The organism is Alkaliphilus crotonatoxidans, from assembly GCF_054658015.1.
In genome coordinates, this window is the sequence record NZ_BAAHXS010000004.1 from 1,428,715 (window position 1) to 1,452,010 (window position 23,296).

Genomic DNA, 23,296 nt, shown 5'->3' on the forward strand with positions numbered 1-23,296 from the left:
AATTGCCTTTTTATGGAACTAAATTCATTTTTTATCGTCTATTAGGTAAAGAAAAGGAGGATGATGAAAATGAATAAAAAATTAATCAGTAGTTTGGTATTGGGCAGTATTTTGGCTTCCTCAATCTATGTTGCATCCTTTGGAGCCGAAATTCCTGGAAGCAGCAACCCAGACCATTGGGCTATGACCTACTTGGAATCCCTTGAAAAGCAATATAATATAAAGACATTGATAGATGCAGCCAGGCTGGGAGAGATCATCTCGGTGAAGGAGTTTAATAGTTTGCTGGCAAAAACCATTGGATCAGGCCAGCAGTTGGAACTAAAAACAACTACACGACAGGAGGTAGCTCATAACCTGGTACTCATTTGGGCACAAAAAACCAACACCAATTTGGATGAGCTGGTTCAGCCTATGATACTATTATATCAGGATGAAGATCAAATTGATGAGCAATTTCTTTGGAACGTAAGAAATGCTAACTTTATCGGCTTGGCAAAGGGACGAGGAAACGGATACTTCTCTCCAAAGGAGGAGCTAACCTATGGAGAGGCTGTGGTCATGTTGTCCCGATTAGATGAGCTGATTGAGCAGCATGAAAAGGATAAAGGAGTGAAGGAGGAAATGGATTCTGCTAATACTTCACTGCAAACCATCGCAGCCTATGAGAAGCAAGGGGACAAAATTACATTTGATTTTTCACTGACAAATCGTGACAAAGAGCCAAAGGAGCTGACCTTTGGTTCCGGGCAACAGTACGAGATCACCATCATCGACCAGGAGGGACAGGAAGTATACCGTTATTCGGATGATAAATTCTTTACCATGGCCTTGATAAATAAAACCCTGTTACCGACTGAAAGCATCAGCTGGCAGGAGGAATGGGATCTGACAGACAAAGAGGGCAGACCATTGAAGAAGGGCTCCTATGAGGTAATCATTGAGGTATTGGCCCAGACAGAAGCAGAAATACAAGAAGCAGCCTTAAATTCTATACTCCAGCTTACCATTGACTAAGCCCAATATTAAGCAGCTTACCCTTTCAGAGGCACTGTTAAGTCACTGTTAAAAGTCCATCCTTCAGGATGGACTTTTACGTTGTAATGATAGCTTCTTTTCTCAACATTAATTGTAAAGGTCTAAAAAAATTTGAAATGTGTATACAAAAAGAGTTATAATTTAAATGTAATCCCATTTAGATTGGAGTGAAAAAAATGCATGTACTGTTTATTGTTTTGAATCAGGTAGAATATCTGGATGATATTCTAACCGAGTTTGTCAACATAGGTATTAGTGGCGCAACGGTACTGGACAGCCAAGGAATGGCCAGAGCCATTAATGACCATGAAAAAATCCCTATTTTCGGCTCCTTAAGAAGTCTGTTGGATAGCTCCAGACCCTATAACAAAACAATTTTTACAGTGGTACAAAACGACGAGCTGCTGGATATGGCCATGGAGTCTGTCAATCGACTGGTGGGGGATTTTTGCAAGCCAGGCATTGGTCTGATGTTTTCTGTTCCCATCGGCCGGGTTTGCGGCTTGCCAAAATCCATTGACAAAGAAAAATAGGAGGCGTATTATAGTTGGACATTCTTGTTAAAATTAGTATTGTTTTATTAGCTGGTATATTAGGAGGAAAATTGGCAAAGCGCCTGCATCTGCCCAGTGTAACAGGGTATTTATTGGGTGGACTCATCATTGGTCCTTCTATAGGAAAGCTCCTTACCGATAGCGATATAGAAGGCTTTTCTATAGTCAATGATATAGCCCTTGCTGCCATTGCCTTTAGCATAGGCAGTGAATTTTCCTGGAAGGAGCTTAAGAAGGTAGGGGGAAAAATATTCACCGTTACCTTATTTCAGGCCCTTATCACTATTCTGATGGTCTTTTTAACCAGTTATTATTTATTAAATCAGTCCTTTCAATTCAGTATACTTTTAGCCGCCATTGCCGCTGCCACAGCACCGGCTGCCACCACCATGGTTATTAATCAATACCGGGCCAATGGCCCCTTAACCAAGACCATTCTTCCGGTGGTGGCTATTGATGATGCAGTATGTGTTATGAGCTTTGGAATCGCCATGGCACTGGTCAGAATTACCTCAGGTGGGGCTGACGTCTCATTTTTTCAGATGATGACCCAGCCGGTAATTGAAATTGCAGGCTCCTTGATACTGGGCATCATCATAGGTTTGGTATTGGTTTTCTTTGCCAATCGGGCCGCCAATCAGGACGAACTGCTGGGTATTGTTCTAGCCCTCATCGTTGCTGGCGGCGGCTTAGCCAATATGTTTCACCTTTCCCCAATTTTACTGTGTATGTCTCTGGGGGCTACTATTACCAACATGATGCAAAGCTCCCGTAAGGCCTTTGACAGCTTGCATTATTTTACACCGCCCCTTTATGTATTTTTCTTTACCCTGGCAGGAGCAGGGCTGCACTTGAGCGTACTTGGCAAGCTAGGTATCTTGGGGGTTGGCTATGTCATTGCCCGGGCAGTCGGTAAAATTGGCGGCGCTGCCCTTGGTGCCAAGGTGGTGGGCTACCCGAAGGTAATTATCCATAACTTAGGACTCGGTCTATTACCCCAGGCAGGAGTAGCCATTGGCCTTGCCATGGTGGCGAAGCAGCAGCTACCCAACCTGGGAGGACGGTTAAGCACCATTGTCCTGGGGGGTGTCTTTGTCTATGAAATCATCGGTCCCATCGCAGCAAAGATTGCCATACAAAGGGCAGGGGAAATTCCTGCAAAATCCTCTGTATAAAAATGTGATTAAAAAGACGATTGAAGGGTAATATTATAAAATATTTCTCTTGATCAGGAGCTATCTGTTGACATCAATAGGATAATTAGATAGTATTAATATGATAAGCATCCTGATGAATGAAAACATCCACAATATGGATGTTTTTTCATAGTCTGCGGAATTATATCAAAAAAAAAGCCATGGAAATTATTAAAGATTCAAAAATATTTGTTAATAAAATCAAAAAAATGGTAAAATTAATAGAGGAGGATCAATTTAATGAGTTCAGAGATTATTAAACAGGAAGACAATAGAATTACCCTGAAACTAGTTGTACCCGCAGAAGAATTTGAAAAGGCCATTGATAAGGCCTACCATAAAATAAAGGGTAAATTCAATATTCCTGGCTTTAGAAAGGGTAAAGCACCAAAAAAGATAATTGAAAGCCACTACGGAAGGGAAATTTTTTATGATGAGGCAATTAATGTTTGCCTGCCCCAGGTGTACGAAGCGGCCCTTGAAGCCCATAAGATAGATCCAGTAGACCGACCAGAAATTGATTTCGACGAAATTAATAAGGGTGAAGATGTAGTATTTACAGCTGTTGTAGAGGTTATGCCGGAGTTTTCCGTTGAAAACTACAAGGGTATAGAAGTTGAGAAAAAAGAGTATAATGTACAAGAAGAAGATGTAGAAAATGAACTTAAAGCAATGCAAGAAAAGAATGGCAGAATGATTGCTGTGGAAGACAGACCCGTTAAGGAAGGCGATATGGTTATTATTGACTATAAGGGCTTTGCAGACGGTGTAGCCTTTGAGGGTGGTACTGCCGAAAAGCAGTCCCTAACCATTGGTTCAGGTCAGTTTATTCCAGGCTTTGAAGATCAGTTGATTGGTGCCAATATTGGGGATGAAGTGAAGGTAAATGTAACATTCCCAGAGGAATACCATGCAGAGGAATTAAAGGGTAAGGAAGCCACCTTTGAAGTTAAAATTCATGAAATTAAAGAAAAGGAACTGCCAGCCCTTGACGATGAATTTGCAAAGGATGTATCAGAATTTGATACCCTTGAAGCGCTGAAGGCTGATATTAGAGCAAAGCTAGATGAACAGGGTAAAAGAAATGCAGAGCAAGAAGTTAGAAATAAGGTAGTGGAGGCTATTGTAAATCAAGTAGAGCTTGAATTACCAAAGGCCGTTGTAGAACGTCAAATTGATGGTATGATTCGAGATTTTAGTTATCAACTGGGTTACCAGGGAATTAATCTGGATTATTACTATCAAATGACCGGGTCTAATGAGGCAGCCCTTAGAGATCAAATGAGGGAAGATGCCATTAATCGAGTAAAGACCCAGTTGGTTCTTGATAAAATCAGCCAGGCAGAAGCAATAGAAGCCACCGAGGAAGAGGTGGAGCAAGAAGTTCAAAAGCTGGCTGATCAGTATAAGCAAGAGCTGGATAAATTTAAGGAAAATTTAAGAGAGGCTGACTTAGCATACTTTAAAGATACCATTGTTGTAAGGAAGACCATTGACTTCCTGGTGGAAAATGCTAAGCTTGCTTAAATCTTAATTTATATTAAAAGATGAGGAGGGGATTGTGATGGCGTTGGTGCCTGTTGTTGTAGAACAAACAAATCGAGGCGAAAGATCCTATGATATTTATTCCAGATTGTTAAAGGAACGAATTATCTTTTTAAGTGATGAAGTAAATGATGTAACTGCAAGTCTTGTGGTGGCTCAGCTGTTGTTTTTAGAGGCAGATGACCCAGATAAGGATATTCAGCTTTATATTAATAGCCCAGGAGGTTCGATTACTTCCGGAATGGCAATATATGATACAATGAACTATATTAAACCCGATGTTTCAACCATTTGTATTGGTATGGCCGCCAGTATGGGAGCCTTTTTATTGGCCGCTGGAGCAAAGGGGAAACGCTTTGCGCTGCCCAATGCAGAAATCATGATCCATCAGCCCCTGGGAGGAACCCGAGGTCAGGCAGAGGATATTCGAATCCATGCGGAACGAATACTGAAAAGCAGAGATACAATTAATAAAATACTGGCTGAGCGTACTGGTCAGCCCCTTGAAAAGGTTCAAAAAGATACAGATAGGGATTTCTTTATGGAAGCAGAGGAAGCCAAGGCCTATGGCATCATTGACGAAGTGATCAGCAAGAAATAAAGCCGATTGAAAGAGGTGTGAAAATGTCAAGATTTGAGGATAAGAAGCAGTTGAAATGCTCCTTCTGCGGTAAATCCCAAGATCAGGTAAGAAGACTGATTGCAGGGCCCAATGTGTACATTTGTGACGAATGTATTGAATTGTGCCAGGAAATCATTCAAGAGGAATTTGAGGAAAATATCGATATAGACCTGATGAATCTGCCAAAGCCCAAGGAAATTAGGGCCATTCTTGATCAGTACGTTATTGGTCAGGATGAGGCTAAAAAGGCCCTGGCAGTGGCCGTCTATAATCATTATAAAAGAATTAATATGGATATTAAGTCGGATGATGTGGAGCTTCAAAAGAGCAACATCATTATGCTGGGGCCCACAGGCTCAGGGAAAACCCTCTTGGCCCAAACCCTGGCTAAAATATTAAATGTACCCTTTGCCATCGCCGATGCTACCTCTTTAACAGAGGCCGGTTATGTGGGCGAGGATGTAGAAAATATCCTGCTAAAGTTAATTCAAGCGGCTGATTATGATATTGAAAAGGCAGAGAAGGGAATCATCTATATTGATGAGGTGGATAAGATTGCTAGAAAATCTGAAAACCCTTCAATTACTCGGGATGTAAGCGGAGAAGGTGTACAGCAGGCCCTTTTAAAAATACTGGAGGGCACTGTAGCCAGTGTACCCCCTCAGGGTGGCAGAAAGCATCCCCATCAGGAATTCATTCAAATTGATACCACCAATGTACTATTCATTTGTGGTGGTGCCTTTGATGGGGTAGAGAAAATCATTCAAAAGCGTATTGGTAAAACAGCCATGGGCTTTGGAGCAGATGTAAGAAGCAAAGAAGTTAAGGATGTAGGCGAGCTTCTAAAGCATTTGCAGCCCGAGGATCTGTTAAGATATGGTTTGATTCCAGAGTTTGTAGGGCGATTGCCGGTAATGGTAACCCTTGACCAATTGGATGAAAAGGCTCTGGTTCAGATTTTAACAGAGCCTAAAAATGCCCTGGTGAAGCAATTTAACAGACTCTTCGAAATTGATGGCGTTACACTGGAATTTGACGAGGGTGTTTTGGAATTGATCGCCCAGAAAGCCATCGAAAGAAAGACCGGTGCCAGGGGGCTTCGAGGAATTATCGAAGGAATCCTACTGGATGTTATGTACGACATTCCTTCAGAAGAGACCATTGATAAGGTCATCATTACCAAGGAAACGGTCAATGAAAAGGCTAAACCAACAATTCTGTATAAAAAAGCTAAGGCAGGAAAAAAGAAAAACGAAGAAACAGCTTCATAATATCAAATAAGGGAATCTCTATGGATAGAGATTCCCTTTAAATATTGTCGGGTTTCTATATTGAGTAAATGAATATTCCCAATAGTCCTGAGAGCATTATCATGACAATGGGGTGTATTTTAGTCTTTAATAATATCCCTAACACCATTAGTCCAATCAGCAGGCCCTTAAAATCCACAATGGAGCTTTTAAAAAGTGAGACGCAGGCGGCAGCTATTAAGCCGATTACACCGGGCCTGATACCTGCAAAAATTCCTTGAATGGCTGTAGAATCATGGTATTTCATAACGACATTGGCCAGAAAGGTTACAAGGAAAAAGGAACAGAAAATGACCCCCAGGGTAGCCGCCAAGGCCCCTAACACTCCGAGATGCTTGAAGCCCACAAAGGTGGCTGAATTGATGGCAATGGGGCCCGGTGACATTTGGGAAATGGCAATAATATCAACGAATTCATCTTGATTAAGCCAATGGTTAATATGAACAATTTCCTGTTCGATTAAGGGAAGCATGGCATAGCCACCCCCAAAACTAAAAACACCGATTTTTAGAAAGGATAAGAACAGCTTAAGGTAAATCATTTTGATGGCTCCTTTTCCGATAAATTAGTCCGGCTGCAGCACAGCCAATTATGACAAAAACAGGAGAAGCATTGAAGACAGCTATGGCGGCAAAGGCCCCAGTCATGAGCAATATATTGAAATACTTTTTTTCAATGGCTGCACCCAGCTTCATGGCAGAGACAAAGATTAAAGCCACAATAGCAGGCCGAACACCCTTAAAAAATAGCTGAATAGTAGCTATATCCTTAATTTGATTGTAAAAAACAGCCATGATGATAATAACCAGGAATGAAGGCAGTACCGTTCCAAACAGAGCCGATATTGCCCCCATGATCCCCGATAATTGATAGCCCACATAAATGGTAGTATTAACGGCAATGGCCCCCGGAAGACTCTGGCAGACAGCAATAATATCTATAAATTCTTCATAATCAATCAGCTTTTCCTTTTCAACCATTTCTTTTTGAATAATGGGAATCATGGCATAGCCTCCACCAAAGGTAAAGGCCCCTATTTTGAAAAAAATCCAAAAGAACTTTAAGTATTTCTTCAATTTCTACGCCTCCTAAAGTGCATTCCATTTACGATCGCCTTTGTTGTAATAATTTCATTATATCACTAATGTTCTTCCTATTGTTGCCTTAAGAGGTAGGTTTTTTACACAGGATAAAAACAAAAGGCCAGTACATACTACTACTAGGTGTCAATGGAAGGAGGCAAAGAAATTGTCCAACGTCTTTTTCTTAATACAGTTCTTTTTTGCCATCGTAATTGGGCTATATTTCCTAAGCCTGCTTAAAAGCCAGCAGGGTAATAAAAGCGCCATAGAAAGGGAATCTAAAAAAGAACTGGAAAAATTGAAAAAAATGCGGGATCGTTCCTTAACGATTCCCCTTTCTGAATATACCAGACCAACATCCTTTAAAGAAATTGTCGGTCAGGAGGATGGCCTGAAGGCCCTTCGAGCAGCCCTTTGCAGCCCTAATCCGCAGCATGTGATTATTTATGGACCGCCGGGAGTGGGAAAAACTGCTGCCGCCAGGGTAGTGCTGGAGGAGGCAAAGAAAAGCGATTATTCCCCCTTTAATGAACAATCAAAGTTTGTTGAAATGGATGCCACAACCCTTCGGTTCGATGAAAGGGGAATTGCCGACCCCCTCATGGGTTCCGTTCATGACCCTATTTATCAGGGGGCAGGACCTCTGGGACAGGCGGGAATTCCTCAGCCAAAGCCGGGGGCCGTAACCAAAGCCCACGGGGGTATTTTATTTCTTGATGAAATTGGAGAGCTTCATCCGGTTCAAATGAATAAACTGTTAAAGGTATTGGAAGATAGAAAGGTATTCCTGGAAAGTGCTTACTACAGTCCAGAGGATACCAATGTTCCCGGTCATATTCATGAGATTTTTCAGAAGGGTCTTCCGGCTGATTTTCGCTTGGTGGCGGCCACCACCAGAACGTCCCAGGAGCTTCCTTCGGCCCTTAGATCCAGGTGTGTCGAAATATATTTTAGACCCCTGTCTCAGGATGATATAGGGATGATCGCCGAAAACGCATGTAAAAAAAGCGGCTTTCATATTGAAAATGAAGGCATTGAAGAGATCAAGAAATATGCTACCAATGGCCGTGAGGCGGTCAATATTATTCAGGTAGCCAGCGGGATTGCCATCACCAATCAGCATAAGGAAATTACCCTGAAGGATGTAGAATGGGTCATTGAAAGCGGTCATTATCATCCACGGCCCGAAAAGAAAATTGAGGAAAAGCCCAGTGTGGGATATGTCAATGGACTGGGGGTCTATGGGCCCAATTTGGGAATGCTGATTGAAATTGAAGCATCGGCCATTAAGGTTCCCGAAAAGGGCAAGGGAAGAATGATTGTAACCGGTATTATTGAATCGGAAGAAACCAATGCCTCAGGAAAAACCCTGAGGCGTCGGAGCACCGCCTCAGATTCCGTGGACAATGTTTTAACGGTTATTCGTAAATTTTTAGAGGTTGACCCAAGAGACTACGACATACATTTGAATTTACCGGGAGGCATTCCCATTGATGGTCCCTCGGCAGGGGTCACCATGGTGACGGCCATTTATTCGGCCATTGTCAATGAGCCTGTCGACCACCGGGTTGCCATGACGGGGGAAATTTCAATACGGGGCAAGATAAAGCCGGTGGGGGGCATTGCAGCTAAAATTGAAGCCGCCATTAAGGCCGGCTGTCAGGTTGTGATTATCCCAAAGGGGAACTATCAAGAACGCTTTAAAGACTTTAAGATTGATGTGATCGGGGCAGAGGACATTCAAGAGGTAATTCAACTGGCTATGAACAGCCGTAGCGAGAAAAAGGAAGAGCAGTACAGTAATGAAAAAATCGATTTTGTTGCAGCCCTGGGGAATCCCATGGATCAATTAAAATAATACTCCTTAAATAAAGCCAGCAGACTGTGTAGAAAGGTTATATGGTTTGCTGGCTTTGAAATAATAGAATGATGTGTGCTTTTTTGGCAGTTTTCTGGTACAATGTTATAATGGAATTGATAGATTTAGGGCAATTAGGGTAAAATATTGAAAAAAGATTCATTAACCGATATAATAATATTCAACTGCTAAAATAAAGTAATCTGACCAATTATTTGGACTATTATATAATTTAAATAGAATTGAGCATGCTTAAGATTTTATAACAAAGGAGTGATCATAGTGGAACAAGAAAGCCCAAGAAAAGAAGTGAAAAGTCGCAGCCTTCCGTTAATACCCCTTAGGGGCCTTACTGTTTTTCCATACATGGTATTACATTTTGATGTGGGGAGAGAGCGTTCTATCAATGCCCTGGAAGAAGCAATGGTCAATGATCAGTTAATTTTTCTGGCTTCCCAAAGGGAAGCTGAGATCAATCTGCCGAATCCAGAGGACTTTTATCAGGTAGGGACCATATCAAAAATTAAACAGATGCTAAAGCTGCCCGGAGACACCATCAGAGTATTGGTTGAAGGCATTAATCGAGCCAGAATTAAGGAAATTCATCAGGAAGAGCCCTATTTTATGGTAGAGGTCGAAGAGGAGATCCATGAAACAGAAATTGTTGGTGACAGAGATATTGAAGCCCTTATGAGAAGTGTTTTGGGCTCCTTCGAGCAATACATAGAAGTCAGTAATAAAATATCACCAGAAATTCTATTAACCGTATCAGAAATAGAAATGCCAGGCCGTTTAGCCGACACCATTGCTGCCAATATTAATCTGAAGCCAAGCCAAAAACAGGAGATACTGGAGGCCTTCTCTCCCAGAGAACGCCTAGAGACCCTGTATCGTATCTTGCTTGAAGAAATCGAAATTTTAGAAATAGAGCAAAAGATCAACAGCCGAGTAAAAAAACAAATCAATAAGGTTCAAAAAGAATACTATTTAAGAGAACAGCTAAAGGCAATACAAAAAGAACTTGGAGAAGATGAAGGCATCGTTGAAGAGGTTGACGAATTTAAGCAAAAGCTCCAAAAAATTAAATTTCCAAAGGATATTCATGAAAAGGTAGAACGAGAAATTGACCGCCTGCTCAAGCTTTCTCCTTCTTCGGCAGAAACCGGTGTAATTAGAAACTATATAGACTGGGTTTTAAATCTGCCCTGGAATAAAGAAACAAAGGACAAGCTGGATCTAAAGCAGTCAGCTGAAATCTTAAATGAAGATCATTATGGATTGGAAAAGGTAAAGGAAAGAATATTGGAATATTTGGCCATTCGCCAATTGGCCAAAACCATGAAGGGGCCTATTCTGTGTCTAGTAGGGCCACCGGGGGTGGGGAAGACCTCCATTGCCAAATCAATCGCCAGGGCATTAAATCGAAAATTCGTCAGAATGTCTCTGGGAGGTGTTCGGGATGAAGCCGAGATTCGGGGTCATCGAAGAACCTATGTAGGAGCCATTCCGGGTAGAATTATTTCTGCCATGCGTCAGGTGGGAAGTAAAAATCCTGTATTTCTATTGGATGAAATCGATAAGCTGGCCAGTGATTTTAGAGGTGACCCTGCTTCAGCACTGCTGGAGGTACTGGACCCTGAGCAAAATTCAGATTTTACAGATCATTTTCTGGAGGTTCCCTTTAATCTTTCCAAGGTAATGTTTGTTACCACGGCCAATTCATTGGATACCATACCAAGGCCCCTTCTTGACCGTATGGAGGTAATCCGAATTGCGGGCTATACCGAGGAGGAAAAGCTGAATATCGGTACCAAATACCTGCTGCCAAAGCAAATAAAAGAGCATGGTCTTCAGGAAAGCCATATAAAGCTGTCTGAAAATACCTTTCGGGATATAATTAACAATTATACCAGAGAATCAGGAGTCAGAAACCTGGAGCGGCAGATTGCTAATGTATGCCGTAAGGTTGCAAAGAAGATTGTTGAAGATAAGGTCAATGCCGTTAGAATTACCCCTAATAATCTAAAAAAATATTTAGGGAATCCCATTTATCGCTACGAGTTGATCAATGTCAGGGATGAGGTGGGTATTGTCAGAGGCCTGGCCTGGACCCCAGTAGGGGGAGATACCCTGTCGATCGAGGTGACTCCCATGAAGGGAGCAGGTAAACTGGTGCTGACCGGTCAATTGGGGGATGTCATGAAGGAATCTGCCAGGGCAGGAATCAGCTATATACGATCTAGGGTTGAGGAGTTAAAAATTGAACCCAATTTTCATACCGAGCTGGATATTCATATTCATATTCCTGAGGGGGCCATTCCCAAGGACGGCCCATCGGCAGGCATTGCCATGGCCACAGCGGTCATTTCTGCCCTGACCAATGTGCCGGTAGATAAGCAGGTGGCCATGACTGGTGAAATTACCCTCAGGGGAAGGGTACTGCCAATTGGTGGTGTCAAGGAAAAGGTGCTGGCGGCTAAACGGGCTGGAATCACCAAGGTGCTGTTGCCTAAGGATAACGAAAGGGACATAGAGGACATTCCGGAAAATGTAAGAAGGAAAATTGAGTTTGTCTTTGTGTCCCATATGGATGAAGTATTGAATCATGCCTTAAAGAGGGGAGAAAAAAATGAAAATTAAAACAGCAGAAATTGTTATTAGTGCCGTTTCCCCTAAGCAGTATCCTGAAGGGCAGCTTCCGGAAATCGCCATGGTAGGCCGATCAAATGTGGGAAAATCTTCAACCATTAATACCATTTTGAATAGGAAAAAGCTCGCCAGGGTCAGCTCCAGCCCAGGAAAAACCAGAACCATCAACTTTTATCTGATCAATCAGGAATTTCATCTGGTGGATTTACCCGGCTATGGCTATGCCAAAGTCTCTAAAACTGAAAGGGCCTCCTGGGGAAAAATTATAGAAACCTACCTTTCCACCAGAGAAAATCTGCAAGAGGTGGTGCTTTTGGTAGACATACGGCATCAGCCCACTGAAGACGACCAGCTAATGTACGATTGGATTAAGCACTATGGCTTTGGTACCATTGTTGTGGCCACCAAGGCAGATAAAATTTCAAGGGGCAATTATCAAAAACATATTAAAATCATCAGGGAAGCTCTAAAAATGGCCCCAGAGGATAAAGTATTGCCCATCTCATCCTTGAAAAAGGAAGGAATAGATCAGCTATGGCAAGCGATTACAGAGGTATTTCAGCAACGGGGTGCCAATATTACCCTGGAGGAATCGCCCCGGTAACATAGATTGAGCATATCAAAAAGCCAGTACCCATTCCATTTTGGTTAGGGTTACTGGCTTTTTTCATGGGGCTCCTTGGGCCCCTTTTTAAATACTATGTAATTATTCTTCTGGTTCAAACATGTCCTTGCCAACACCGCAAACAGGACATACCCAATCCTCTGGAATGTCTTCAAAGGCAGTACCTGGCTCGATGCCGCCGTCTGGATCTCCTACTTCTGGATCGTACACATATCCGCATGGAATACATACATATTTCATTTTTCTATCCCCTTTCAATCGGTTTATTGTGTTGAATTACACAATTCCATTATACCCTATAATTAAAAAAGTTAAACAAACAAATTAAATAAAAACATAGTTACGTATGAAAGAATTTTTATGATATAATTGTTTTAAAACATTCAAAATATTCCATAAGGAGTGAAGCAATTGAAGGATACAAGAATTGAACAACTGGCAAAAAATTTAATCCATTATTCCGTTCAATTAAAGCCCGGTGAAAAATTATTAATTGAAGCCATCGGCTTAGAATATCCCCTGGTAAAGGCCTTAATACAGGAAGCCTATCGAGTACAGGCGATCCCCTTTGTAACCATAAAGGACCCTCAATTTACAAGGGAGCTTTTGATGGGGGCTACTGAAGAACAGATGAAGCTGATGGCCCATTACGAATTAACCAGAATGAAGGATATGGACGCCTATATTGGCCTTAGGGCAGGGGAAAACAGTGCTGAGCTTGCTGATGTACCGGTGGAAAAGCTAAACCTTTATTCCGAAAGGCTGGTGGGGCCGGTTCATCTACAGGAACGGGTGGCCAACACCAAATGGTGTATTTTGAGATACCCAAATTATTCCATGGCCCAGGCAGCCAATATGAGTACCGATGCCTTTGAAGAATTTTACTTTAACGTATGTAACCTGGATTACAGCAAAATGGATCGTGCCATGGACCCTTTAGTGACCCTTTTAGAGAAAACCGATAGGGTCAGAATAAAGGGCCCTGGTACCGACTTGACCTTCAGCATTAAGGACATTGGCGTTGTCAAATGCGCAGGTAAAAGAAATATTCCCGATGGAGAAGTCTATACAGCCCCTGTGAAGGATTCGGTAAACGGCTATATCACCTATAATACGCCGGCCCTTTACCAAGGCTTTACCTATGAAAATATATACCTTCAATTTGAAAATGGTAAAATTGTCAAGGCCACTGCCAACGATACAGAAAAAATCAATCAGATATTTAATAACGATGAAGGGGCCAGATACATTGGAGAGTTTGCCCTTGGTGTCAACCCCTACATATTAAAACCCATGAAGGATACTCTTTTCGATGAAAAAATCATGGGAAGCTTCCACTTCACCCCTGGTAATGCCTATGATCTGGCCGACAATGGGAATCGCTCTGCACTACACTGGGATCTGGTGGCCATTCAAAGACCCGAATATGGCGGTGGTGAAATTTATTTTGACGATGTATTAATTCGTAAAGACGGTATGTTTGTTGTGGATGCTTTAAAGGGCTTAAATCCAGAAAATTTAAAGTAAAGAAAGGGCCAGACAAATCTTTTCATTCCCTCAGGAAACCGATATAATATATAAGGGTCAAAATTTTAATTAGGCAAGGAAAGGGATCATAATGAATAGCATACAAAAAAGGGAATGGATTGAATTGGTAAGAAAGCTGCCTTCGTTGTTTTTGGGATATTTTCTTTATGCCCTGGCAGTGCTGCTAATGCGTGATGCAGGCCTGGGAATGAATCCCTGGGGGGTATTTCATATGGGCGTGTCACTTCATACTCCCCTCACCCTGGGGCAGGTAACCCAATTAATGGGGCTGGTAATTTTAACAGGCTCGATGGCTCTAAAGGTAACACCAGGGCTGGGCAGCGTGGGCGATATGGTTTTTATTGGTTTTATTGTCGATTTAATCGACAGCTTAAAAATTATCTCAACTCCTGAAACCCTCGCAGGAAAAATGCTAATGCTGTTGACAGGTATTTTAATTATCGGCTGGGGCTCCTACTTCTATTTGAGGGTACGGCTAGGGGCAGGGCCAAGGGACGGATTAATGGAGGGATTAGTTAAAAAAACTGGAAAGCCAGTATGGCTGATCAGGGGAAGCATTGAGGTAACGGTCCTGACCATTGGTTATTTGTTGGGTGGCCCCGTGGGGCTGGGAACCCTCTTTGCCGCCACCGCCATTGGGCCCTCGGTACAGTTGGCCTTCAAGATCGGACACTACGACAGCAAGGCCGTAGAACATATCAATTGTATTGAGTTATACAAAAAATTAAAGGGTCAATTCCCCAAGGAAGAGGCCTGTTAATGGTGTATTTTAACACTTTAGATTTAAAAGGGACTCCTATATAATGATGCTTAGGAGTTCTATTTTTTAGATTAGGGGGATCAAAATGAAAAAGCTCATGACAGTCCTGCTGGTGCTGACAATGATGGTTTTGACGGGGCTGTTGGTCATTTCAAGACTTGTTCAAGGCAGTCATCTGATTGGCAACGAAGCCATGGAAATGGGTGGAAGGCCCATATTAGAGGATCAATATCTTGATACAGAGGTAATTGTAATGGATCAAGAGGTTTATATGGCCCTGGAGGGTGTAAACCAGTATATACATCAGGAGGTTTCTATTGACAAGGACAATCAAAAGCTGCTTTTAACACCTAAGGAGGATGGCTTTTATTTTGAGAATGAATTATTGGACAGGCAGGTAAAAGAGGCACCCCTTGCGTTGAACTTTGTTCTTGAGGAAATTGACGGTCAGCTATATGTTCCCATAAAGTCCCTGGAAAGCTTGCTGGGGATTAAAGTGAGTCAGGGAGAAAGCAGCGGCATTGTGATGATTGATTGGGCAGACGGTAGTTATTCCCGGGGGGAAATTACTAAAAAAGCCTATTTACTGGAGTCACCGGGGATACTGGGAAAAAGAAAGCTTACCCTGACGGAGGGAGCAGCGGTAACCCTCTATGATTCCGTAGAAGATTATTACCATGTACGAACAGAGGAGGGCTATCTGGGCTATATTCGAAAGGACAGACTTCAGGAAAAGGAGCCTGTCTCTGAACCCGACAGTCTCACATTTTCAATTAAGCATCAGCCTGGCTTTCAGGGAAAAATAGGCCTGGTATGGGATTATGTCGGCCGATATACAAAGGATCGCAGGCAGGAGGAAAAGCTGGCGGCAGTAGATGTACTGTCCCCCACCTGGTTTAGACTGACGGATGAAAAGGGTAACCTTGAAAATAAAGGGGATTTTACCTATATGGAAAACGCCCGGCAGAAGGGCTATCAGGTTTGGGGACTGGTAACCAACAGCTTTGACCCTGACTTAACCAGTGCCTTTCTGGCCAATGATTCAGCCCAGGATAACTTTATTCGCCATTTATTGTTCTATAGCGGGTTATATGGCCTGGATGGCATCAACATTGATTTTGAAAACATCCATTATCAGGATCAAAGGGCCCTCACTGCCTTTGTGGCCAGGCTGACGGAGGTTCTGCATCAAAACAATCTGATTGTTTCGATTGATGTTACCGTTCCCTCCAACAGCTTAAACTGGTCAATGGTCTTTGATCGGCAGGCTTTGGCTGAAATTGTAGACTATGTGGCTGTCATGACCTATGATGAACATTGGGCATCCAGCCCCAAAAGCGGTTCAGTTGCCTCCATTGGGTGGGTTGAAAGGGGACTTAAGCGTACCCTTGAATCAATTCCAGCGGAAAAGCTGCTACTAGGACTGCCCTTTTATACCCGGCTATGGGAGGAGGAACCCCTTGCCGGCGGTGGTGTGAGGGTTAGCTCCAAGGCCTACGGAATGGAGCAAATTAACCAAATCCTATTGGAAAACGAAGCTTCTGTTCAGTGGAATCAAGAAACAGGGCAATATTATGGTGAATATAGTGCCGATGGAAAGCAATATCGAGTCTGGCTGGAGGAAAGTCGTTCCCTTGCTCTGAAGACAAGCCTTGTTAATCAATATAATCTGGCCGGTGCAGCAGCCTGGCGAAAGGATTTTGAAGTAGAAGCTGTATGGGAGACAATTAATTCAGTGTTAAAGCAGGGACAAGACTACGAAAGCGTGGCAGCCCGTTTGCCTCTGCCATAAGAGTAGAGAATCGTATAACAGGAACAGCTCGAAGGAACTGTTCCTGTTATGAAAAGGAAATGATGTAAGCCTTTCTATAGCCTATATTCTATAAGCTCTTCACAATAGCTGCAGCGGTATTGAATTTTACCATTGGGAACCAAGGTAAAAACTGCTTCGGCATAATGATCCTCGCTGGTAATGCAGCGGGGATTTTTGCATTGAAGGAGTCCTTTAATCTGTTGGGGGATTTTAACAGCTATTTTCTTTTTAATGGTCTCGCCTTCAATGATATTGACTGTAATATTTTCATCAATCACCCCCAAAATAGCCAGGTCTATATCAATTTCATCCTGTACCTTAATAATATCCTTTCTCCCCAGCCGCTGACTGGGTACATTCATTAGTAAAACCACCGGTGAATCAAGCCTATCAAGGTTTAGCTTCTGAAATATTTTCAAGCCCTTTCCCGAACTGATATGGTCTAAAACAATTCCCCGTTCAATACCCGTCACCTTCAGCATGATTCAGTCACCCCCAGTAATTTGGCAATCAGGGCCATTCTAACATAGACCCCCAGCCTGGCCTGGTCAAAATATTTAGCCCGGGGGTCAGGGTCCACATCATAATGTATTTCGTTGACCCGGGGAAGGGGATGAAGAATCAACAGTTCTTTCTTAGTATGAAATAGCTTGTTTTGATTCAAAATATAACTATCCCTTAACTTTACATAGTCTTCTTCATTGAAAAAGCGTTCTTTTTGAATTCGAGTCATATAAAGAATGTCTATTTCGGGTAAAAATTCCTCTAATGAAGTGGTCTCATAGATTTTAGCCTGCTGATTTTCTGTTAGCTCCAGCTTTAAGTGATGGGGGATTTTTAGCTCCGGCGGAGAAATTAATACAAAGGATATTTGGGGATACCGACTAAGGGTTCTGAGAAGGGAGTGGACAGTTCTGCCAAAAAGCAAGTCGCCGCAGAAGGCCACTGTAAGATTTTTAATTTCACCATGATAATATTGAATGGTGATCAGATCCGTTAAGGTTTGGGTAGGGTGCTGATGACCACCGTCACCCCCGTTAATAATGGGTACGGTTGAAAATTCAGAGGCCAGCCTGGGGGCCCCTTCCCTGGGGTGGCGCATGACCAGCAGGTCAGCGTAATCATCCAGTACACGAATGGTATCGGCAATGCTTTCCCCCTTTTTAACAGAGCTGGTATTGGCATCAGAGAAGCCCAAGACACTGCCTCCCAGCCTGAGCATGGCTGACTCAAAGCTCAAGCGGGTTCTGGTACTGGGTTCATAAAAAAGAGTACCTAAAATCCTTCCCTTACATAAATCCTTGTAATCTCTAGAGCCTTGATAAAATGCCAGGCCCAGGTCAATGATCTCCTGCAGCTGATCCAGGGTAAAATCATTGGGGTCAATTAAGTGCTTACCTTTTAATTTCATAATATGCCTCCCTTTCTTTTTTTGATGGGAGCAATACTCCCTTTTTAGCCTCCCGGGACTAAATTAAAGGTGAATCAGATAAAAAAACCCTTTGATCCTGAAGGATGAAAGGGTTTAAATGCACACAAAATAGAATACATTTCAAAATGCATCGTAGTTCCTTGTCAGCCTCACAGGACCGAATTAAAGGTATATTAATCTTTTCAAAATATACCACGAATTATATTAATTGTCAATATGGGCCCTATTACAGAAGGAAATGTTCTATTTATGTAGAATTACAACTATACAAACAAACGAAGAGGTGCCTTTTCATGTATATGATGTCCTTAAGCAAGGCTTACGAGCTGTTAATTGAACATGGCGATATGCCAGATTTTATGAGATATAGCGAGGCCATTAATCTGATCCCGCTACCCAATATTGAATATCGGGAAAAAATTCGGGGGACGATGGTCAGTATTGCTATTGGTGATGCCTTTGGCAGTTACCTGGATATTAATCACCAGAGGGAGATTGAAAATATCAATAATTTTCTAAGGGGCGAAAAGCGGTCTGTTTCCTTAAGCATTACAAGCAATACAGAACTTTCTATTAAATTTGCCGAGTCATTAATTATCAATCAGGGCTTTCATCCTGAAGATCTGGCCAATCGCCTGGTTCGAATTTCTCCTGTCACAATGGGTAATACATTACGGGAATTCAGAATGAACTATCACGAGCGAAGGGTCGAATGGTATAAGAGTGGGGTTGAATCAGCAGGAAACGGGGCTGCTAAACGATGTGCTCCAGGAGCCCTCATAAACTATGGCGATTTCAATGGTTTAAAGCTGCTTGCAGGAATGCAGGCGGCCATTACCCATATGGATCAAATGGCCATTGCCTCCAGTATTCTGCACAGCACTGCCATTGCCCTTTTAGTTAATTGTGCCCCCTTTTCATTGCGGGAACAGGACGAGCTTATTGCCTTTGTAGAATCCCTGGCCAAAAGTATTAAAGGAATCGAGACAAAGGTCTACCGTACCAGAAAAAATAATGAAATCGCCAACCTCTATACGAGAATTAACCGTGATTTAAAGGAAGCCTTAATTGAAAACTGGACAATAGAAAAGGTTCAAAGGGAATGGGGAAATGGTGATTATGTGTTGGAGTCGATTCCCTTTGCCCTTTATGTTTTTTTAAAAAATCCAAACGACTATGAAAGGGTATTAAAGGATTGCCTGCTGTCGAAGGGTTCAGACAGTACCGCCAGCATTGCCTTAACCCTGGCAGGGGCCTACCTGGGCTTTCCCCATATACCAAAGGGCTATGTCAACAAAATAAGCAATGTCGAAGAGCTGCTGGCCCTGTCAGACAGGCTTTTTGAACTTTCCTTGAAAAATAAAGGGAATAACCCCTACCGAAGAATGAGGGAAAGCATCAATGAAGAAAAATGTCAGGATGAAATCCATCAGCTTCTATGGACAGGAATTAAACTCAATAAGGAAGAAAGCTATAAGGAAGCCGTTACGTATTTTGAAAATTTAGTGAGTAAAGGTCCCGACTTAAAAAAGAATGAAAAAATAAAGCTTCATATTATTGAGGCCTATGAAGGCTATGGCACCCAGTGTCTTGAAGAGGAAAATTATGAAGAAGCCCTGAAGTCCTTTAAAAAGGCCCTGGCCTATGATTTGAATCATCCCATGCTGCTTTGTGATTTAGCCGTTACCTATTTAAATTTAGACGATCTGGAAAAGGCAGAACGATATGCCAGAAGATCTGTAGAAATTGCACCGGAATATGAAATCGGCAGGGAGGTTTTAGAGGCAATCCAAAGCCTTAAGAAAAATAACTAATAGCGCATAACCAGCTGGTCAATAGATTGGTTATGCTTTTTTAAAATAAATAAAAATAAATATCATCAGCAATACTGTAAATCCCCCGTAAATTCCCCACGGAATGTAGCTGCCCATAATGGTGAAGCGATTAATAATTTGGCCGCTGGCATAGGTACCCAGGGCACTGCCTATGCCCGTGGCAATACTGGAAGCAGCGTAATAAGCTCCCACCAGCTTCGGATCAGAAAATTGACCTGTAAGACTGTCGAGGGTGGGCATGGTTAGCATTTCTCCCACAATAAACACAATTCCGCAGAAAATCAAAAACGAAAAGCTGTCTGCAAGGCCGATCATTGTCACCCCCAGGCCTACCATCAATACCCCCATGATCATACTGGTTTTAGAAGGATACCTGGAAAGAATTCTGTTGGCAACGGTACTTTGAAACAGGATAACACTGATACTGGTGATGCTCCAAATCATACCAATTCTTCCGGATGTCCTCAAAACTGCATCTCCCCTTAACGGAAGCAAGAATGCCAATTGAGAGTGAAGACTCCAGATTAAAACAGATATTAACAAAAACCTGATAAATTCCCCCTTCCGAAAAATTGTTTGATAGGCCTTAAGGGGAATCGGCGGACAGGAGCCGCCGCCACAATTACTGGGCAAAAATAAAAAAGATATTATAAACAGGAGGCCATAGAGGATGCCGCCATAATAAAAATTATAAGCGGAGGCAAAAACAAAGACCAGTAGCCCGGCCAAACTGATGCCTATATGGGAGGCAATGCTTCTAAGGGAAAAGGCCGTTGTCAGCTCCTGCTCGGAGGCAATATAGGAAATGGCGGCCTTGGTAGAGGGAATATAGATTCCAGTACCAAGTGTGTTAAGGGCAGAAAAGAAAATCAGACTGGAAAAGCTATGGAATAAACCCATGCCCAAAAGTCCAATTCCCTGGAATGCATTGCTAATTAAAATGCTGTATTTATTTCCTATACGATCAGACAATAAGCCCGAAGCAAAGCTGCCTGCCTGCATAGAAAAGGAACTAATGCTGATGATGATACCAATTTCCATTACTCCCATGGCTTTTTCATTTTTAAGCAGAATAGGAAGAATAGGTGTAACCAAATAGGCGGCTGTATGGACAATGACAATGGAGGCCAGGAAATACCATATTTCCTTTTTAAAGGATTGCATAGGAATGCCAAACATAGAATGACTCCTTTAAATAAAAATTCCTCAAACCTGTCTTTTTCATGTGAGGTCAGTACTAGTATTCCAAAAAATTATCAAAACATAAGGGGCAGAAAATAAAGATATTAATTGCAGTTATTTTCTAAATATTATAAAATAGGAGTGGAAATAAAAGTAAATGTAATGTCTATAGGAAAATATAACTATTTTGAAAAAGGCAGAGGGTCATTTCAGGGGGAAGGCAGTAAATAGATACATATTATTAGACAATAGCCCATATATATCTATGAAACCGATGGAAATGGAGAGGGTATATTGAGTCAGGGGAAGCTAGAGAAAAAATTTATTAACATGACAAAGGAAAAGCTACGGGGAATTTTAGCGCTTTCAAATTCCTTGTTGGGTTCAGGGGAGCTATTGGTTTATTTTAGCCGGAACGGTCGGGAATATGTTCAATTGTCTGAAACCGACCTGCCGCCCATTGAAAGGGAAGACAAGCTCTTGAGCCGGCTTTGTGCTGTAAAAATACCTATGCAGCGTACGAATGGTACCCTTATTCTGGGCCTAAGGGGAACACCAAAGGTGACTAAGCCTGATCAGATTTATCAGAATTTAGTTAATGCCATTGAACCAATTATTTCAGAAGTTGATCAACGGGTTAAAGGAGAAGACAGCTTTAATTTGATGCAGCTTTTCAGGGGGTTAATTCGCCAATACGATAAGGAAAGGGCCCTCCATATGGCCCTGCGCTTTATTAAAAACAAAATGGGCTATGAGGGCATTTATTTTAATATTAATCTTGAAAAAATGCTGATGATTCCCCTGGTGGCTACAGAACGGAAATCCTTTTTAAACGACGGCAAAATATATGAGCTAAGGGCCCCCTTGGATTTTTATAAAAAAGGACAGCTAATTCAGGAGCAAAGGATGCTGGAGGAAATTTTCCCGACCCTTCACCTGTATTATGCTCCCCAGATTGTATTGACGTCTCCGGTTTTCAGTAAGGGAAAGCTGGTGGGCCTATTGCTGAACTACAGTTCCCGTAAAGAGATTTATCTTAATGAAGTTAGAAATGCACTGGAATCGATTACTGAGGAAATATCGGCCTTATTTTCAAGAATAGAAAGGCAAAATTTAATCATGGAAAAAATCCTGGGAGCCACCTCCCTGGAAGGGCTGCTGGCCTGTCATTCTGCAGAATCCTTTCAATTGGAAGAGGGCCTTCAGCATATTTATCGAATCATTACAGACGTAACGGGAGCAAAACGATGCTTGATGACCCTTACCGGAGAAGGAAAGCAGGTATTGTTTCAAAATCTACCGGAAAAGGACTCCATAGAAGGGTTGGGGGAGGTGCCCCATACCATTAGCCGACTGGCCCTTGAAACAAAAAAACCGGTTATCGTATATGATGCATCAACTGATCCACGATGCGATTTCTTGTGGGCCCAAAGAATGAATATCTTCTCCTTTGTAACGCTGCCCATTTTCAGTTACCAGGGAACTGCCTTGGGAACCTTAACCCTGGGACATAACAGCTATTACATTTTTTCTAAGGAGCAGCTTCGTTTTACGGAGCTGATGGCCCAGCAGATCGGTCTGATGATTTCTAATATACAATATATCGGAGACCTTCAGAGGAAGGCCCGTATTGACGGCTTAACCGGCTTATATAATCGGCTGACCTTTGAAACGCTATATGAAGAAATCTATGATCAGCATAAAAGAGAACGCAGGGATTTTACCCTGATGATGCTGGATATAGATAATTTTAAAGAGGTTAATGATCAATATGGGCATCAGCTTGGGGATGAAATATTAAAGAAGGTGGCCGAAAAGATCATTAGAAATGTACGAAAAAAAGACGTGGTGGCCCGTTACGGCGGCGAAGAGGTAATTGTACTGCTGGTTGATATTAAAGAGGAGGAAGCAAAGCAAATAGCCGAAAGGATTAGAGATGCCATTGCCTCCTTCCGAATTCGGGGAGTAGGGGTAACTGTTTCCATAGGTATTTGCAGCTTTACCAATTGTCATGTAGAAAAAAACCAGCTGATACAATTGGCTGATCAGTGCCTCTACGAAGCGAAGCGCTTTGGTAAAAACCATGTTAGGTGCTGGGAACCAGAGGCCCTTCATTAAAAAGAATTTATATGGAAAAATAATTAAGAGAACGATTGATATCGGTCTCTTTTTTTATTGTTGGAAAGCATACATTTATAGTTTTGGGAAATGATGTAATAGTAGAGAATCGTTGATTGGAGGCAATTC

At 42.2% G+C, this 23,296-nt stretch carries 20 protein-coding genes; 14 read left to right on the forward strand and 6 right to left on the reverse strand.

What is annotated here, in order from left to right:
- The first annotated feature begins 69 nt into the window (after window positions 1–69).
- The 6 genes from ACYQ1I_RS09395 to clpX all read left to right on the forward strand — a co-directional run bounded on the left by ACYQ1I_RS09395 (window position 70) and on the right by clpX (window position 6,226).
- Window positions 70–1,017: a BsuPI-related putative proteinase inhibitor gene (locus tag ACYQ1I_RS09395; RefSeq protein ID WP_459764611.1), complete on the forward strand. Its 948-nt coding sequence runs from the start codon at window positions 70–72 to the stop codon at window positions 1,015–1,017.
- Window positions 1,018–1,214: 197 nt separating this feature from the next.
- Complete coding sequence (locus ACYQ1I_RS09400; RefSeq protein ID WP_459764613.1) at window positions 1,215–1,571, forward strand: hypothetical protein; 357 nt, start codon at window positions 1,215–1,217, stop codon at window positions 1,569–1,571.
- Between the two features lie 14 nt (window positions 1,572–1,585).
- The gene (locus ACYQ1I_RS09405; RefSeq protein ID WP_459764615.1) at window positions 1,586–2,767 is read left to right on the forward strand and encodes a cation:proton antiporter; all 1,182 of its coding nucleotides are present in this window, start codon (window positions 1,586–1,588) and stop codon (window positions 2,765–2,767) included.
- A 261-nt stretch (window positions 2,768–3,028) separates the two neighbouring features.
- Window positions 3,029–4,315: a trigger factor gene (gene tig, locus ACYQ1I_RS09410; protein ID WP_459764617.1), complete on the forward strand. Its 1,287-nt coding sequence runs from the start codon at window positions 3,029–3,031 to the stop codon at window positions 4,313–4,315.
- Window positions 4,316–4,352: 37 nt separating this feature from the next.
- Entirely contained in the window at window positions 4,353–4,934 is a 582-nt protein-coding gene (gene clpP, locus ACYQ1I_RS09415; RefSeq protein WP_459764619.1) for an ATP-dependent Clp endopeptidase proteolytic subunit ClpP, read from the forward strand.
- Between the two features lie 23 nt (window positions 4,935–4,957).
- Complete coding sequence (gene clpX, locus ACYQ1I_RS09420; protein WP_459764621.1) at window positions 4,958–6,226, forward strand: ATP-dependent Clp protease ATP-binding subunit ClpX; 1,269 nt, start codon at window positions 4,958–4,960, stop codon at window positions 6,224–6,226.
- Window positions 6,227–6,281: 55 nt separating this feature from the next.
- Here clpX and ACYQ1I_RS09425 read toward each other — a convergent pair whose 3' ends face one another.
- Window positions 6,282–6,806 (reverse strand): chromate transporter, encoded by a 525-nt coding sequence (locus ACYQ1I_RS09425; protein WP_459764623.1) that lies wholly within the window; start codon window positions 6,804–6,806, stop codon window positions 6,282–6,284.
- The gene (locus ACYQ1I_RS09430) at window positions 6,793–7,341 is read right to left on the reverse strand and encodes a chromate transporter (protein ID WP_459764625.1); all 549 of its coding nucleotides are present in this window, start codon (window positions 7,339–7,341) and stop codon (window positions 6,793–6,795) included. Before ACYQ1I_RS09430 ends, ACYQ1I_RS09425 begins: the two co-directional genes overlap by 14 nt.
- Before the next feature lie 172 nt (window positions 7,342–7,513).
- On the opposite strand from ACYQ1I_RS09430, the gene lonB reads away from it, so the two are divergent.
- The 3 genes from lonB to yihA all read left to right on the forward strand — a co-directional run bounded on the left by lonB (window position 7,514) and on the right by yihA (window position 12,458).
- Entirely contained in the window at window positions 7,514–9,205 is a 1,692-nt protein-coding gene (gene lonB / locus ACYQ1I_RS09435; RefSeq protein WP_459764627.1) for an ATP-dependent protease LonB, read from the forward strand.
- A 276-nt stretch (window positions 9,206–9,481) separates the two neighbouring features.
- The gene (gene lon, locus ACYQ1I_RS09440; protein WP_459765332.1) at window positions 9,482–11,845 is read left to right on the forward strand and encodes an endopeptidase La; all 2,364 of its coding nucleotides are present in this window, start codon (window positions 9,482–9,484) and stop codon (window positions 11,843–11,845) included.
- Complete coding sequence (gene yihA, locus ACYQ1I_RS09445) at window positions 11,835–12,458, forward strand: ribosome biogenesis GTP-binding protein YihA/YsxC (protein WP_459764629.1); 624 nt, start codon at window positions 11,835–11,837, stop codon at window positions 12,456–12,458. The genes lon and yihA overlap by 11 nt, the downstream gene beginning before the upstream one ends.
- Before the next feature lie 102 nt (window positions 12,459–12,560).
- Here yihA and rd read toward each other — a convergent pair whose 3' ends face one another.
- Window positions 12,561–12,719 carry a rubredoxin gene (rd, locus tag ACYQ1I_RS09450; RefSeq protein ID WP_459764631.1) on the reverse strand — a complete coding sequence of 53 codons (159 nt, stop codon included), beginning with the start codon at window positions 12,717–12,719 and terminating at the stop codon, window positions 12,561–12,563.
- Window positions 12,720–12,881: 162 nt separating this feature from the next.
- Here rd and ACYQ1I_RS09455 point away from each other — a divergent pair, with 162 nt between their 5' ends.
- The 3 genes from ACYQ1I_RS09455 (at window position 12,882) to ACYQ1I_RS09465 (ending at window position 16,579) form a co-directional block, all read left to right on the forward strand.
- Complete coding sequence (locus ACYQ1I_RS09455; protein WP_459764633.1) at window positions 12,882–14,006, forward strand: aminopeptidase; 1,125 nt, start codon at window positions 12,882–12,884, stop codon at window positions 14,004–14,006.
- Window positions 14,007–14,097: 91 nt separating this feature from the next.
- The gene (locus ACYQ1I_RS09460) at window positions 14,098–14,787 is read left to right on the forward strand and encodes a YczE/YyaS/YitT family protein (RefSeq protein WP_459764635.1); all 690 of its coding nucleotides are present in this window, start codon (window positions 14,098–14,100) and stop codon (window positions 14,785–14,787) included.
- 85 nt (window positions 14,788–14,872) lie between these two features.
- A complete protein-coding gene (locus ACYQ1I_RS09465; protein ID WP_459764637.1) occupies window positions 14,873–16,579 on the forward strand; it encodes a glycosyl hydrolase family 18 protein in 1,707 nt (568 codons plus the stop codon).
- A gap of 74 nt (window positions 16,580–16,653) precedes the next feature.
- Here the strand turns inward: ACYQ1I_RS09465 and ACYQ1I_RS09470 are convergent, their stop codons facing one another.
- The gene (locus ACYQ1I_RS09470; protein ID WP_459764639.1) at window positions 16,654–17,082 is read right to left on the reverse strand and encodes an aspartate carbamoyltransferase regulatory subunit; all 429 of its coding nucleotides are present in this window, start codon (window positions 17,080–17,082) and stop codon (window positions 16,654–16,656) included.
- A complete protein-coding gene (gene pyrB, locus ACYQ1I_RS09475; RefSeq protein ID WP_459764641.1) occupies window positions 17,076–18,011 on the reverse strand; it encodes an aspartate carbamoyltransferase in 936 nt (311 codons plus the stop codon). Before pyrB ends, ACYQ1I_RS09470 begins: the two co-directional genes overlap by 7 nt.
- A gap of 314 nt (window positions 18,012–18,325) precedes the next feature.
- On the opposite strand from pyrB, the gene ACYQ1I_RS09480 reads away from it, so the two are divergent.
- Window positions 18,326–19,846 carry an ADP-ribosylglycohydrolase family protein gene (locus ACYQ1I_RS09480; RefSeq protein ID WP_459764643.1) on the forward strand — a complete coding sequence of 507 codons (1,521 nt, stop codon included), beginning with the start codon at window positions 18,326–18,328 and terminating at the stop codon, window positions 19,844–19,846.
- A 30-nt stretch (window positions 19,847–19,876) separates the two neighbouring features.
- On the opposite strand, the gene ACYQ1I_RS09485 is transcribed toward ACYQ1I_RS09480, so the two are convergent.
- Window positions 19,877–21,046 (reverse strand): MFS transporter, encoded by a 1,170-nt coding sequence (locus ACYQ1I_RS09485; protein ID WP_459764645.1) that lies wholly within the window; start codon window positions 21,044–21,046, stop codon window positions 19,877–19,879.
- 297 nt (window positions 21,047–21,343) lie between these two features.
- Here ACYQ1I_RS09485 and ACYQ1I_RS09490 point away from each other — a divergent pair, with 297 nt between their 5' ends.
- Complete coding sequence (locus ACYQ1I_RS09490) at window positions 21,344–23,167, forward strand: sensor domain-containing diguanylate cyclase (protein WP_459764647.1); 1,824 nt, start codon at window positions 21,344–21,346, stop codon at window positions 23,165–23,167.
- Window positions 23,168–23,296: the final 129 nt, after the last annotated feature.